12 protein-coding genes are annotated in these 13,720 nt (G+C 59.4%); 7 read left to right on the top strand and 5 right to left on the bottom strand.

The features are described from left to right. Positions 1-41: 41 nt before the first annotated feature. Complete coding sequence (locus tag NKG95_RS26675) at positions 42-950, bottom strand: LysR family transcriptional regulator (protein WP_352565012.1); 909 nt, start codon at positions 948-950, stop codon at positions 42-44. A 418-nt stretch (positions 951-1,368) separates the two neighbouring features. Here NKG95_RS26675 and NKG95_RS26670 point away from each other — a divergent pair, with 418 nt between their 5' ends. The 5 genes from NKG95_RS26670 (at position 1,369) to NKG95_RS26650 (ending at position 7,518) form a co-directional block, all read left to right on the top strand. After that, complete coding sequence (locus NKG95_RS26670; RefSeq protein WP_352565010.1) at positions 1,369-3,093, top strand: GMC family oxidoreductase; 1,725 nt, start codon at positions 1,369-1,371, stop codon at positions 3,091-3,093. A gap of 24 nt (positions 3,094-3,117) precedes the next feature. After that, positions 3,118-3,855 (top strand): aspartate/glutamate racemase family protein, encoded by a 738-nt coding sequence (locus tag NKG95_RS26665; protein WP_352565008.1) that lies wholly within the window; start codon positions 3,118-3,120, stop codon positions 3,853-3,855. Between the two features lie 84 nt (positions 3,856-3,939). Beyond that, entirely contained in the window at positions 3,940-5,682 is a 1,743-nt protein-coding gene (locus NKG95_RS26660) for a thiamine pyrophosphate-binding protein (RefSeq protein ID WP_352565007.1), read from the top strand. A gap of 75 nt (positions 5,683-5,757) precedes the next feature. After that, positions 5,758-6,717: a quinone oxidoreductase family protein gene (locus NKG95_RS26655; protein ID WP_353042972.1), complete on the top strand. Its 960-nt coding sequence runs from the start codon at positions 5,758-5,760 to the stop codon at positions 6,715-6,717. Positions 6,718-6,918: 201 nt separating this feature from the next. Beyond that, positions 6,919-7,518, top strand: coding sequence for a helix-turn-helix domain-containing protein (locus tag NKG95_RS26650; RefSeq protein WP_352565003.1), 600 nt, complete (start codon positions 6,919-6,921; stop codon positions 7,516-7,518). Between the two features lie 68 nt (positions 7,519-7,586). On the opposite strand, the gene NKG95_RS26645 is transcribed toward NKG95_RS26650, so the two are convergent. From NKG95_RS26645 to NKG95_RS26630, 4 genes are read right to left on the bottom strand one after another with little or no spacing between them, the layout of a single operon-like run. Beyond that, entirely contained in the window at positions 7,587-8,438 is an 852-nt protein-coding gene (locus tag NKG95_RS26645) for an ABC transporter permease (RefSeq protein ID WP_352565002.1), read from the bottom strand. Positions 8,439-8,446: 8 nt separating this feature from the next. Continuing rightward, the gene (locus NKG95_RS26640; RefSeq protein ID WP_353042971.1) at positions 8,447-9,646 is read right to left on the bottom strand and encodes an ABC transporter permease; all 1,200 of its coding nucleotides are present in this window, start codon (positions 9,644-9,646) and stop codon (positions 8,447-8,449) included. A gap of 28 nt (positions 9,647-9,674) precedes the next feature. Further along, complete coding sequence (locus tag NKG95_RS26635) at positions 9,675-10,757, bottom strand: ABC transporter substrate-binding protein (protein ID WP_352565000.1); 1,083 nt, start codon at positions 10,755-10,757, stop codon at positions 9,675-9,677. A gap of 33 nt (positions 10,758-10,790) precedes the next feature. Further along, positions 10,791-11,804, bottom strand: a complete 1,014-nt coding sequence (locus tag NKG95_RS26630) for an ABC transporter ATP-binding protein (protein ID WP_353042970.1) — start codon at positions 11,802-11,804, stop codon at positions 10,791-10,793. A 192-nt stretch (positions 11,805-11,996) separates the two neighbouring features. Between NKG95_RS26630 and NKG95_RS26625 the strand changes: the two genes are divergently transcribed. Together NKG95_RS26625 and dapB are read left to right on the top strand one after the other, a co-directional pair. Further along, positions 11,997-12,881, top strand: coding sequence for an aspartate/glutamate racemase family protein (locus tag NKG95_RS26625; protein WP_353042969.1), 885 nt, complete (start codon positions 11,997-11,999; stop codon positions 12,879-12,881). 27 nt (positions 12,882-12,908) lie between these two features. After that, the gene (dapB, locus tag NKG95_RS26620) at positions 12,909-13,712 is read left to right on the top strand and encodes a 4-hydroxy-tetrahydrodipicolinate reductase (protein ID WP_353042968.1); all 804 of its coding nucleotides are present in this window, start codon (positions 12,909-12,911) and stop codon (positions 13,710-13,712) included. Positions 13,713-13,720: the final 8 nt, after the last annotated feature.

Below are 13,720 nucleotides of genomic sequence, written 5' to 3'. Positions count from 1 at the left end.
CGCTGATTGATCGGTCCCAAACGGTGTCCATCGAGCATGTCTCAGGAAGTGCGCTTCTCGACATCGAAAAAGACCGGAAAATTCCGTGTGCAGAGGGTCCTGAGCAGCGAAATATACTGATTCTTGGCGAGGTATTTTGCTTCGCCGAAATAGACGGGTATTTCCTTCAGCTCTTCCAGAACGACCGACGATACATGAGGTTCGGACCCGTCGACCGTCCATACCGGGAGGATGGCGAAACCCAGTCCCGCCTCGACACAGCGCTTGATGTTCGTGCTGGACGACGTCGATATGGCGACGCGAAGTTCCTCTCCATCCCGGCTTAACAGATCGAGCGCCATGTTGCGCAGCATGTGGCCGGGTTCGAATGCCACATAGGGCCGCCCGCTCGCCCATTCGGAAATGCTTGGTGAATCACGGGGCGACGGCCACGACGAAGGGTAGAGGAGAGAAAGCTTGTATGCACCCAGCGCGTATTGCTTGACTTCATCACCGACAAAGGGCCGCTCGGTCAGGAATGTATCCACCTGCCCGGTCTTCACCAGGTCGACAAGCGCGACATCGCGCTCATAGCAGATGATCTGGACATCGGGATAGACCGCGTTGAATTCGCGTATGATCTGCGGAAACAGATAGTAGAAAATCGCTTGCGGCATGCCGAAGCGAACAATCGGCCGCTCGCCATCGATCAGATGATTGAGCCGGCTCAGCATCGAGTCGAGTTCTGGCGCCAGCAGGTGGTAAAGAATCTTGCCGCGTGCCGTCAGCTCCGTCGCCTTGGCCCCCTGCTCGGAGATGACCAGCCTTTCCCCAAGCAGCTGTTCCAACCTGCGAATGTGGTTGGCGGCGGACTGATAGGAAATGTTCAGCTTTCTGGCGGCGGCCGAATAGGAGCCTTCCTTGGCCACCAGATGAAACGTCTGAACAAGGGTAAGGCTGACATCGCGCATTTCGCGCATTCCTTTGCATCAAAAACTGGCCTTTGCGTAAAAACTGGCCGCGTTGAGAGCGCCAAGATCATGGCGAGCGATTCCTAACCACCGGCATGCCGGCTGTCCAGCAGCCCGCCACGCCCGAAGGGCATTGGATGCTTGTGCCGGAATTGCGCGTTCAGGTCAGCATATCCAAGCAATGCGGGCTGCCTGCGCCAATCGTGCCCGGCCCGGTGCTCATGCGTCGGCAAGTTCCAAGCTTCCCAGTAGGACGCGCGGTCAAATTTGTATTCTTGAGGGTGTGTTTGGCCACTACGTTCGACGATAGAGAGGCAAAGCGTCGGTCGTTCGTGAGACGAACCATTCCTTTGTTCTCCCGAACAGTCGACCATGAGGTCCGACCCTGAGCCTCCGACACGCAACGCCGAAAGATCGAATGAAATACAGATACATCATCATCGGCGGCGGTTCCGCGGGGTGCGTCCTGGCCAACCGCCTGTCGCATTCCGGCAAGGAAACAGTTTGCCTGATCGAAGCAGGTCCGGACACGCCCCCGGAAAAAATGCCTCAGTCGATCTATGGCGATTCCTTCCTGCCGGACTACTTCAAGCCCAATCGCTATTGGACCGATCTGATCGCTTATGCCGACCCGATCGGCAACCGGTCGCCGCGCGAAGTCGAAGCGGAGATGAAGCCGCGCCGCTACGAGCAGGCGCGCGTCATGGGTGGCGGCTCGACGGTCAACGGCCAGGTTGCCATTCGTGGCCTGCCTTCAGATTACGACGAATGGGAACGGCTTGGCGCGCAAGGATGGTCGTATGCGGACTGCCTGCCCTTTTTCCAGAAGCTCGAAAACGACGTCGACTATCCCGACGCATCGACTTCCCGTCCTGGCCCCATTCCGATCCGGAGAACGTTTCCCAAGCATTGGAGCAGGTTCGCGCTTTCGATGCGCGATGCGGTAGGCGCCAAAGGCATACCCTATGTCGACGATTGTCATCAAAACCCCATCGACAGCTGCTTTCCATTCACGCGCAACAACCTCTATGACCATCGGGTGTCGTCGGCCTCGGGCTATCTCGACGAAGCGACAAGGGCGCGCAAGAATCTGACGATCCTGAGCGATTGCTTCGTCAAGTCGATCGAATTCGACGGCAAGGTCGCGCGCGGCGTTCAAGTTCGGCGAGCCGCCAACGTGGTCGAAAGTCTCGAGGCAGAAGAAATCATCATCTCGGCAGGTGCGCTTCATTCGCCGGCGATCCTGATGCGATCAGGCATCGGCCCCGCAGACCATCTGGCCGAGATGGGAATTCCTGTGCGTGCGAACAGGCCAGGCGTGGGACAAAATCTGCAGGACCATCCACTGATCGGTTTTGCGGTCCATCTGAAGCCACCCGGGATGATGCAGGACTACGTCAAAAGCAATCTGCTGATGCATATGCGGTGGAGTTCCGGGCATGACGGTTGCCCGCCGACCGACATGAAACTGACCGTTTCCGGTCGCTTTGCCTGGAGCGAGCTGGGCAAGCGGCTTGCCATGGTGAATTTTGGGCCCAACAAGGCCTTCTCCCGCGGGATGGTGAAGTTACGAAGCGCAAGTCCGGACGAGCATCCGTTCATTGCCTTCAACTATCTATCCGATCAGCGCGATTTGCAGCGGATGAAGGCAACCGCGATCTGGCTAAGCAAAATCCTGATGAGCCAGCCGGTGAGCACAGTGGTGCACAGTTTCTGGCCCGGCATCTACGCCGACTCCATACGCAACCTGGCCGCCAAGACCTGGGTGAACGGAGCCAAGACGCGACTTGCGGCGTCTTTCCTCGACCATGGCGGTATTGCGCGTAGCTTCATCCTCGGAAAAGCCGTGGACAAGCGTTTCCCGCTTGATCGCGTGCTCACCGACGAAACCGTGCTGGAAGCATGGCTCCGGGCGGGAGTGCAGGGCGATTGGCATGCCTGCGGCACGTGCCGGATGGGCAACGAGCGCGACGCTGGCGCGGTCGTCGACGCGTCGGGGAAGGTCTACGGTGTCCAAGGGCTTCGGGTCATCGACGCATCCGTCATGCCTTCGGTTCCGTGCGCCACCACGAATCTGACCACGATGATGATCGCCGAGAAGATGGCGCATCAGACCCTGACAGCGGACAAAGTGGCCGTTTGAAATATCCGATGGAGAGCCAAGCCAATGCCGATATACAAGGGCCGGCGCGGAGCTGTCAGCTACGGCCACGACATCGGAGTTCTGATGATCGATTGCTTCAATCCGTTCATTCCCGGCGATGTCGGAAACGCCTGTACGTACGACTATCCGGTTCTTTACCACGAGGTCCCGGATGTGACGATCAAACGCCTTCTCGATGAAGGCGATCTGTCCTTGACGCCGAACGTCATCGAGGCCGCTCGCCATCTCGAGAGGCAGGGGGTCAGGGCCATTACCAGCGATTGCGGTTACATGCTGCACTTCCAGGATGTCGTCGCCGACGCAGTCAAAATACCGGTCATGCTTTCAAGCCTGCTGCAATTGCCCTTCATCGCATCCACTCTTGGCCGCCAGCAGTCCATCGGCATTATCTGCGCCAACTCTGTCCGGCTGTCCGAGGACATGCTGGAGAAGGCTTTCCCTTACCGGAACCGACAGCTGTTCGTCGCCGGCATGGAGGGCAAAGCGGGCTTTCGTGGCGGGATTCTGGAAGAGAACGGCATCATCGACAGCGAAGCGGTGGAGCAGGAACTCGTCGAAGTCGGGCGCGATCTCTTGCGTGACAATCCGGCCATCGGCGCGATTCTTCTCGAATGCTCGAACCTGCCGCCTTATGCCCAGGCGCTTCAGCGGGCAGTGGGCCTGCCGGTCTTCGACTTCATCACGATGATAGACCAGATGCGCGGAGCCTGCTTTCGACGAAGCTTCTCTGGCTCTTACTGAAGACACGATCAACCACGCTCGGCGGATGGCCTCGGTCGGTGAATTCGAGCCTCCTCGATTCAATTCCTGGAAGGATTACCTGAAATGAACGGTGCAGATGCATTGGTGACGATGCTCCACGACTATGGCGTGGATGTCATATTCGGCGTGCCCGGCGACACCAATGTCGCTCTCTACCAGGCACTCAAACACACCAAGGACGCGCCGTTGCATGTGGTGTGCCGGGACGAGCGCTCTGCTGTTTTCATGGCGGATTGTTATGCCCGCCTGTCGGGCAAGCCAGGCGTGGCCGAGGTTCCTAGCGGAGCAGGCGCGATGTACGGGCTGCCTGGCATCGCCGAAGCCAACAAATCGTCCGTGCCTGTCATCCTGCTGGTCAACGACATCCCCCAGGCCGGCGTGGGGCGCGGTACGCTGACGGAGTTGCCAATCGAAGCAATGTTCCGTCCGATCTCGAAACATGCCGAAACCCTCAACCGTGTCGAGAAACTGCCGGAAACCATCCGCCGAGCCTTCCGCATAGCCACGGGTGGCCGCCCGGGCGCGGTCGTTCTGGCATTGCCTGAAAACCTGCTTTACGAAGATCTGCCGGCGACGCCTCAGATGTTGCGAATCGAGCCACAATGCCGTGCAGCGCCCGCGTTCCGGGTGCGGCCGGAAGAAGAAAAGATCCATGGTGCCGTCAAAGCGCTGCTGTCGGCCAAGCGCCCGCTGATCGTAGCTGGTGGCGGAGCCAACCGATCCGGTGCGGGAGAAAGCATCGTCAGGCTGGCCCAGCATCTGGATATTCCCGTCGCGACGACGATCACGGGCCAAGGGGTGATTAACGACGACCATCGGCTCGCGGTCGGCATCATCGGCGACAATGGCTTTCATCCTCATGCCATCTGGGCGCTCGGCCAGGCTGATCTCGTTGTCTATGTCGGCTGCCGGATGGGGTCCGTCGCGACCATGAACTGGAAATGGCCACCGGCCAACAATGGCGCGAAGATCATCCAGGTCGATCTCGATCCCGAAACCCTCGCCAACACCTACGACGTCGATTTCCCGTTGATGGGAGATGCCGCGGCATCGATCGATTGCTTCATCGCCGAGACGAAGTCGCAGGGTACGCGCTCCCGTGAATGGGTCGACAAGATCAACCTTCGCCGGACCGAGTTCTGGCAAACCGCCCAAATCGACCTGCAGAACGATCAGACGCCGATCCGGCCCGAACGCATCATGGACGCGATCAACCGGCATTTGCCGGCAAAATCCCATGTCGTATCGGACGCCGGCACGCCGACCCCCTACTCCACCCGCTTCCTGAAGCTGACAAATCCGGGATCGAAGCTGATCATTCCTCGCTTTTTCGGGGGGCTCGGCTATGCCATTCCCGCAGTTGTCGGCGCCCATTTCGCGGCTCCCGAAATGCGTCCCGTCGCGCTTTTTGGTGACGGCTCGCTAGGCATGTCCGCAGGAGAGCTGGAAACGCTGGCGCGCCTGCGGATTCCGGCCGTGCTCATCCACTTCAACAATGGATGTTTCGGATGGATAAAGGCGCTTCAACGCGTCATGCACAATGGCCCAGACAATGACGGAACGTTCGGCGTGGAATTCGGTCGCTATGACATGAGCAAGCTGGCCGCCGTGTACGGCATCCGCAATTTCCGGGTGGATACGGCAGAAGAACTCGAAAGCGCATTGCACGAGGCGTTTGCGCTGGACGAACCCTGCTTCATCGATATCGCGGTGGAGTCCATCGCCGACCGACTTCCACCGGTCTATTCCTGGCTGACGAAGGTCGGCGTGAACCCGGAAATTGTCGGCGTCCAAGCCAGCTTTTAGCCAACGATCGGCGGATCGCCTCTCGGCAAGGCGAAACTGATCCTGCGACAATCTTTCAATCTGAGGAGTTCGATATTGCACGCTCTCGCCTTCGAGACTTTCGGCACGCCCGACGTGCTCAGCTACCGCGAACTGCCCGATCCGATTGTCGGGCCAAAAGACGTCCAGATCGCACTCTGCGCCGCGGGATTGAACTTCGCCGACATCTATCGCCGCCAAGGCAATTACGTTCTCCACGGCCCTCCCCCGTATATACTGGGGTACGAGGGGGCCGGCGAAGTCGTTGCGGTCGGCGATCAGGTCGAGGCCCTCCATGTCGGCGATCGCATCGCGTTCGCCGACGTGCCATTCGCGAATGCGACACGCGTCAACGTGCCCGAGGAGCACGCGATCCGGTTGCCGGACGCTATCACCTTCGAAACCGCGGCGGCGATGCTGTTGCAGGGATTGACCGCCCAGTATCTGGTGAATGAGACGGCGCCTGTCGCAAACGGGCAGACGGTACTGGTTCACGCCGCCGCCGGAGGCGTCGGCCTGGCCCTGACGCAACTCGCCAAGGCACGAGGCGCGACGGTTATTGCGCTGGCTTCCTCCGCGGAGAAGCGCTGCCTCGCGCTCGAATACGGCGCGGATCGCGCCTTCGGTCATGAGAACTGGCAACGGGACGTTCGAACACTCGCTCCAAGCGGTGTCGATGTCATCTTTGATTCCATTGGATCCACCCTATCCGATAGTCTCGCAATCGCCCGGACGCGGGGCGTTGTGGTGATCTATGGCATGGCAGGCGGCAATCCCGATCCGATTGACCCAAGACGACTGATGGAGCGCTCACTGACACTCAAGGGCGGCGATCTGTGGAATTACCTGACCTCTTCTGCTGAACGAGCCGAGCGGGCGGCCGATCTGTTCCGCGCCATCGAAAGTGGTGCACTGCGTCTTCCTCCGATCCATCGCTTCCGGATGTCGGATGGGGCGGAGGCGCACCGTCTGCTGGAAGGACGAGGCGTGATCGGAAAGATCCTTTATTACATCTAGATCTCGTCACGCGCTCGCGGCGATGGTTCGCCGCCGGCTCGCCTTGTTGGGTATGAAACCTGAAGCACACGGGAAGAGTCTTTCAACCTTACTTATTGCTCCAGCCGCCGTCACGGTTTCCTATAAAGGAATCTTCCATTAAGATGGATTCCCGTATGTCGACAGCAGAGCAGAAACGACATGACCTCCAAAAAGAGCGAATTGGACCGCATCACCGGATCGGCTACGCGTACCGCCGATCCGGCAGTCGGAGATCTCGGGGTGCGGGTGAAGGCGCTGCGGCTGGCCAAGCGATGGACCCTCGAGGAGGCTAGCGCGAGGACAGGGCTGTCGCGATCATCGATCTCCAAGATCGAACGGGAAGAAATGTCACCGACCTTCGACGCGCTGCAAAAATTGGCGCGCGGCTTTCAGATCAAGCTTGGCCAGCTCATCGGCGAAAGTAACGGCGGTGCTCCAACCGGCAGCCGCCATGTCATCCGACACAACGACGGCAAAATGCATGCCATGACGCATTACCTTTTGCGCCTTCTGACGGGCGAGCTTAAGAAGAGCAACCTCAACGTGATTGAACTCGAGTTCAAGGCCACCGACTTTTCCGAGTTCCCCGACTGGGAACGCCACGACACCGAGGACTTCATGTATGTGCTTGCCGGCCAGGTCGAATTTCACTCCGAGCTTTACGCACCCGTGATTCTCGGCGTAGGCGATTCCATCCAATACGACGCCCGCATGGGACATGCCTTTGTGCGGGCGGGAAACGAGGCGGCCAAGGCGCTGTGGATTTCATTGCCCGTCTGAGGCGTGTTAAGATTCATGCCGTTGTCTAAGGCGGGCCGCTTTTGAGCGACAAGCCTTGCACAACAATCCTATTCTTCGCGCGCGCGCAGGTTGCGGTCGCTCCAGTCGCGCAGCAGGTTGGTCGCAACAAGCACTAGGGTTGAAAAAACAATCAGAACCGTGGCCATCGCCAGGATCGCCGGGCTGATCTGTTCGCGCAGGCCCGACCACATCTCCCGCGGAATTGTATAGTGATCCGGGTTCGGAGCGATGAACAGGACGATGGCAATTTCGTCGAATGAAGCCAGGAACGCAAACAGCGCGCCGGACAGAACCCCGGGCAGGATGATTGGGAGCACAATTTTGAGGAAAGCCTGCAAGGGCGCCGCGCCAAGCGTCAATGCAGCCCTGTAGAGTGTGCGATCGAACGAGGCCAACGACGCTGTCACGGTGATCACCACGAAGGGCGTGCCGACCACGACGTGCGCCAAAATGATGCCGCCATAGGTATCGACCAGCCCGACCGACGAGTAGAAGAAATACGTGCCCGCGGCAGTGATGATCATTGGCACGACAAGCGGAGAGACGATGAGGGCAGTGAGCGCCGAGCGCGCTGGCATCCTCGGATCCGTCAGTCCGAATGCAGCGGCCGTTCCCAGGACCGTCGAGATCAGCGTTGCAGCAACGCCTATGCCGACGGAATTGACGATCGATCGCCCCCAGCGCGGACTGGAAAGGAGTTCCTCGTACCAGCGCAGGGAAAAGCCCTCCGGCCTCAGCGCCAGCATATCCGACGAGAAAGTGAGATAGGGTTGGGCGTTGAAGCTCAGCGGCACAACGACGAGTATCGGCAGTATCAGAAACAACAGAACCAGCCCACACGCGATGAAGAAAGCGGCCCTGCCTGGAACCCTGCCCCAATCGGTTCGCCGAGCGATCATGTTGGAACTCAATTCATGGCTAGTTTGCCCAAGCCAATCAAGCGATTGTAAAGGGCAAAGAGGATGGTGACGCCGACAAGGAGAAACAGCGACAGCGCCGCCGCCAACCCCCAGTTGAGCGAGGTCTGCATGTGATAGGCGATCAGGTTGGAAATCAGCGTGCCGCTCGCTCCGCCAACGAGAGCAGGCGTGATATAGTAGCCGGCAGTCAGGATGAAGACGAGCAATGAGCCAGCTGCCAATCCACTGTAAGTCAGCGGCAGATAGACCCGAAGGAATCCCTGCACCGGCGAGGCACCCAGCGTCGAGGCGGCCCGCAAGAGCGATGGCGGAATGGATTTCATTGTCGAATAAAGCGGAAGCACCATGTAGGGCAGCAGTACGTAAACCGCCACGATCACCGTTCCGAAAAGATTGAATATCAGGTCCGGGCGATGCGCCGGATCGACGAGCCCCAGATTGATGAGCGCGGAGTTCACGACGCCATTGGTTTGCAGCAGCACGATCCAGGCCGCACATCGGACCAGGATGGACGTCCAGAACGGCAGCAGCACCAGTATCATCAGCATGTTGCTGATGCGGGTCGGGGCGCTGGCAAGCAGATATGCCAGGGGATAGGCGAGCAGCGCTGATATGGTGGTCACGAGGACCGCCAGCACAAGCGTGCGTTTGAACATTTCGAGATGGACGCGCTGGCTGGCGGGCACGGAAATCGCTTCGCCCTTGGCATCGAACTGATAGTCGGCCGCCGCCATGAGCTGGACCGCGTTGGGCACTGAACCAAGTCGCTCCAGAACGCTCCATGGTTCCAGCGTGCCCCATTTCGGGTTATCCGCGATCATCGCCTCCTTATAAGGTGGCGAAAAGAACGCGCTTCTCTTTGCCGTTTTGAGGAACAGACCGCGCAGGCCCGCGGCCTCGTAATTGAGGCGATTTGCGAGCGGCCCTGTCTTCCCGTCCTTGTCCAACTCCTGGAGTTCGCGCGCCAAAACGTCGAAGACCGCCGCATCGGGGATCGCTTTGTGATCCCAGTCCGCGAGGGCCGCGATGGTCTTTGGAACGGCTCTGGCAACAAGCGGATCGTCGACGCTCAGCGTCAGCAGCTTGAGAATTGGGAAGACGAACATCACAAGAAGAAAGAGAACCAGGGGAGCCACAAGCAGCACGGGTGGCAACGAGCGGCACATGCGTTTCATGTTGATGTTCAAGTCCAGCCCCCGGGTCCCGATCTCTCCACTACTTGGCCAGCCAGGTCTGGAATCGCTCGTTGAGTTCGTCCTGATGGTCGGCCCAGAATTCGAAGTCATCATTGAGCGCATTCACCAGGTGCCCCGCCGCCGTCGGCAGGTTAGGCGCCATTTCGATGCCGGTCGTCGCATGCTTCCCCACAAGCGCCATCGATGATTTGCGCAGCGGCCCGTATGATATCCAGGAGGCCTGATCGGCAAGCGCTTTCGTCCCTGTCGCGAAGGCGACAAATTCCATCGCTTTTTCCTTGCGGGGTGTTCCCTTCACGACACCGAAGAGCTGCATGCTCAGGATCTGGCCATCCCAAACGATGGTGAACGGCCGCTTTTCTATTACCTGGGCGTCAAAGATGCGGCCGCTCGAGGCGGCAGTCATGACAACCTGGCCGTCGTTCAGCATCTGCGGAGCTTGCGCGTTGGCGTCCCACCACACAATGTCGTTCTTGATTGTCGAGAGCTTCGCGAAGGCGCGCTCCACGCCTTCTTCCGTACCCAGCACCTCATAGACCTTATTGGACGGCACACCGTCGGCCATCAGCGCCATTTCGAGCGTGGTTCTGGGACTCTTGCGAAACCCGCGCTTGCCCGGAAATTTCTTGACGTCGAAGAAATCCGCGACGCTGGCCGGTTTCTCGCCTGGGAATGCGTTGTCATTGAAAGCGTAGATGCTGCTCCAGATCACCGAGCCGACCGCGCATGGCTGCAAGCTGCCCGGCAGAAAATCCGCTTCGGCGCCGGTGCCGTCCGGTGCTGCCGGGAGTTTCGCGATGTCGACTTTCTCGAAAAGCCCCTCGTCGCACCCCCGCACGGCGTCCGGCAATTCGAGATCGACGACGTCCCAGCTTATATTGCCGGACTGGACCTGGGCCTTGATCTCGGCCAAGCCCCCGAGATAGTCCGCTGAAACGATCCGCATTCCGGTCAATTTCTCAAACGGCTTGTGATAGGCCTCGACCTGGCTTTTTGTGTAGGCTCCGCCCCAGGAGACGACCGTGAGCGAGTCCTGCGCGAAAGCGCCTGTCGCGGACCCGAAGGCCAGCACCACGGATGCGGCCAACTTCAATCTTTTCATTTTCTCATCCCCTTTGAGTTTAAAATTTGATTTTCAATCGGTCAAAGCGTGACAGTCCGCGGCCGACCAACTGATCCGTGCCTGCTTTCCCTTTTTCAAATTCCCCATGGAAGCGCAGTTCTGGACTTTCAGCTTGAGCGTGACGTCTCCAAATGAAGCCTCGAGCAGGAGTTGATCTCCCAGATAGACGACCTCGTTCACCGTCGCGATGTAGTTGTTGTCCTCGGCATTGCTCGAGCCATTCACTTCTATCCGCTCGGGGCGGATGGAAATTTGCACATCCTGACCGACGCCGACGTGGCCGTAGTGCCGTGCCCTCAAGGTCTGGCCGCAGCTTGCAACGCGGCAGGTGTCGCCATCGACGGAAACCACCCTGGCGGCCAGAAGGTTGTTGGCGCCCACAAATCCGGCGACGAACCTGTTTGCTGGATGCTCGTAAATCTGCCTTGGCGGCGCTATTTGTTGAACCTTGCCTTGGCTCAGGACCGCGACACGGGTCGACATGGTCAGCGCCTCGTCCTGGTCGTGCGTGACATAGACCACTGACAGACCAAGCCGCTCATGCAGATGCTTGAGTTCGAACTGCATCTCCTCGCGCAAAGTCCGATCGAGCGCGCCCAGCGGTTCGTCCATCAGGATCAGTTCGGGCTCGAATATCAGTGCACGCGCGACCGCGACGCGTTGCTGCTGGCCTCCCGAAAGCTGACTCGGATTGCGCTGGGCGACACCATCGAGCCGGACCATCTGCAAGGCACGCTTGACGCGTTCGTCGATTTCGGCGCGCGGCAGTTTTCTGATCTTCAGCGGAAAGGCGAGATTTTCGCCGACCGAGAGATGAGGAAACAGAGCATAGTTTTGAAAAACCATGCCTATGTTGCGCCGATGCGGCGGCAAACGGCTGATCGGACGATCCTTGAGGAATATCTCGCCGCCGGTAGGCGTCTCGAAACCCGCGAGCATCATCAGGCACGTGGTTTTGCCGGATCCAGAGGGTCCAAGCAAGGTCAGGAACTCGCCCTCGAAGACAGATAGATCCACGCCGCGCACTACATCGAATTTGCCGTACGCCTTTCGGACGCCGACAAACTGCAGCAGTGGCTTGGATTGCTCGGTTTTCAGTGACGTCACCCTTTCGTACCTCTTGTCTCCTTTTCAATCAGTATTCTACTTTAATGGAATCTGTCAACTTTATTGGATTCAAATTTTTGCCGCCGCGGCAGGCCGCCGCCGGACGAACGGATGAAAACGGCGCTTCTCGACCGACTACCGAATTCTCATAAAGTTGACAAATTCTATTATAGTAGATATCGCATTCGGATGATCAATCGTTGCGAATATGCGTGCAGCATAGGCTCAAAGGGAGAGATGCCAGTGAATCGAACCAGTCGAACTACACCCGCCACCCGCGCTGGCCAGCGGCCGCGGCCTGTTCACGGGGCGCGCATCGGGATCATGGTGCTCGACACTGAGTTCGAGCGCATTCCGGGCGACATCGGCAACGCCGCTTCTTTCGATTTTCCGGTCCAGTACAAGGTCGTCAGAGGCGCTAGCGCCGACAAGGTAATCGCCGGCGGCGGCGAAGGCCTGCTTGAGCCTTTCCTTGAGGCGGCGGATGAACTGGTCGCGTCCGGCGTGGATGCCATTGGCACGAGCTGTGGCTTCCTGTCGGTCTTTCAAAAGGAACTGGCGGCCCGCTGTCCGGTTCCGATCGCGACGTCGAGCATCATGCAGGTGCCGTTTGTGCAATCGATGCTGCCCGCCGGGAAGCGCGTCGGCATTGTGACCTATGATGCGCAGTCCCTGACCGACAGACATTTCCTGGCAATCGGCGTGGATCCCGCCACCCCTAAGGCCGGGCTTCCTGAAAACTCGGAATTCCGCCGCGCGGTTGGCGGCGGCTGGAGACAGCTCAATGAAGCTGTGCTGCTTGAAGAAACGCTTGATGTGGGCAAAAAACTGCTCGGACACCACCCCGATGTCGGTGCGATCGTCATCGAGTGCGGAAACATGCCGCCCTATTCGGCGGAACTGGCGCGGCACCTCGGCGTGCCGGTCTATGATGTGGTGACGCTGGTGAACTGGCTCCATTCCGGTCTGCGCCCGCAGCGCTTCCCCCGGTACTGATCGTGTGCACACGTTGAGGAACCTTCAATGGCATTGAGGATCGTGCTGGCCGGAGCCAGCGGCTGGGTTGGCCAGGCACTCGCTCTGGAGATATCCAGACATCCGGACTTCGCGCTGGTTGCCGCCGTGGCGCGCCGGGACTCCGGGCGCAAGCTCAACGAAGTGGTTGCCGGATTCGATGGCGATCTGTTCATCGTTGGGACGCTCGAAGAAGCCCTGGCCACACCCTCGGAGGTGCTGATCGACTACACCAGGCCGGAAGTCGTCAAGAAGCATACACTCGAGGCACTGGCAGCGGGTCATCACGTCGTGATTGGAACCTCGGGCCTGAACACCGATGACTACGCGGAAATCGATTCAGCCGCGCAATCCGCCCGACGTGGTGTCGTGGCCGCGGGCAATTTCTCGGTTACAGCGACGCTCCTGCGCCGCTTCGCTCTCGAAGCCGCTCGATTTCTGCCCGAGGTGGAGGTGGTCGAGTGGGGATCGGCGGGCAAGCACGACGTACCTTCAGGCACCGGGATGGAACTTGCCGATCATCTTGCACAAGTCCGAACCGGCGCGGCGCTCTTGGGACGACCCGAATATACCGGGCGACCCGAAGCGAGGGGCGCAGCGATCGGCAGGCAAGCGCCGGTACAGGTTCATTCCGTGCGTCTGCCTTCCTATACGTCGTCGACGGAAGTGATGTTTGGCGCTGATGGCGAACGGCTTTCCATCCGGCAGGATGCGGGCAGTTCCGCAATGCCCTACGTGGCGGGCACCTTGCTTGCCGCGCAGCGTGTTGTTTCCATCATAGGCCTTCGGCGTGGATTGGACTCGGTCATGTGACCGATCGC

This window comes from Mesorhizobium sp. M1423 (assembly GCF_040317575.1).
Classification (GTDB): Bacteria; Pseudomonadota; Alphaproteobacteria; order Rhizobiales; family Rhizobiaceae; genus Mesorhizobium.
The sequence above is the reverse complement of the archived record's forward strand: the minus strand, read 5'-3'. Positions and strand labels throughout refer to the sequence as shown.

Excerpts from the sequence above, each read along its gene's own strand:
- NKG95_RS26670 (WP_352565010.1), top strand. The coding sequence starts at position 1,369 with ATGAAATACAGATACATCATCATCGGCGGCGGTTCCGCGGGGTGCGTC.
- NKG95_RS26675 (WP_352565012.1), bottom strand. The coding sequence starts at position 950 with ATGCGCGATGTCAGCCTTACCCTTGTTCAGACGTTTCATCTGGTGGCC.
- NKG95_RS26660 (WP_352565007.1), top strand. The coding sequence starts at position 3,940 with ATGAACGGTGCAGATGCATTGGTGACGATGCTCCACGACTATGGCGTG.
- NKG95_RS26635 (WP_352565000.1), bottom strand. The coding sequence starts at position 10,757 with ATGAAAAGATTGAAGTTGGCCGCATCCGTGGTGCTGGCCTTCGGGTCC.
- dapB (WP_353042968.1), top strand. The coding sequence starts at position 12,909 with ATGGCATTGAGGATCGTGCTGGCCGGAGCCAGCGGCTGGGTTGGCCAG.
- NKG95_RS26645 (WP_352565002.1), bottom strand. The coding sequence starts at position 8,438 with ATGATCGCTCGGCGAACCGATTGGGGCAGGGTTCCAGGCAGGGCCGCT.
- NKG95_RS26665 (WP_352565008.1), top strand. The coding sequence starts at position 3,118 with ATGCCGATATACAAGGGCCGGCGCGGAGCTGTCAGCTACGGCCACGAC.
- NKG95_RS26625 (WP_353042969.1), top strand. The coding sequence starts at position 11,997 with ATGAAAACGGCGCTTCTCGACCGACTACCGAATTCTCATAAAGTTGAC.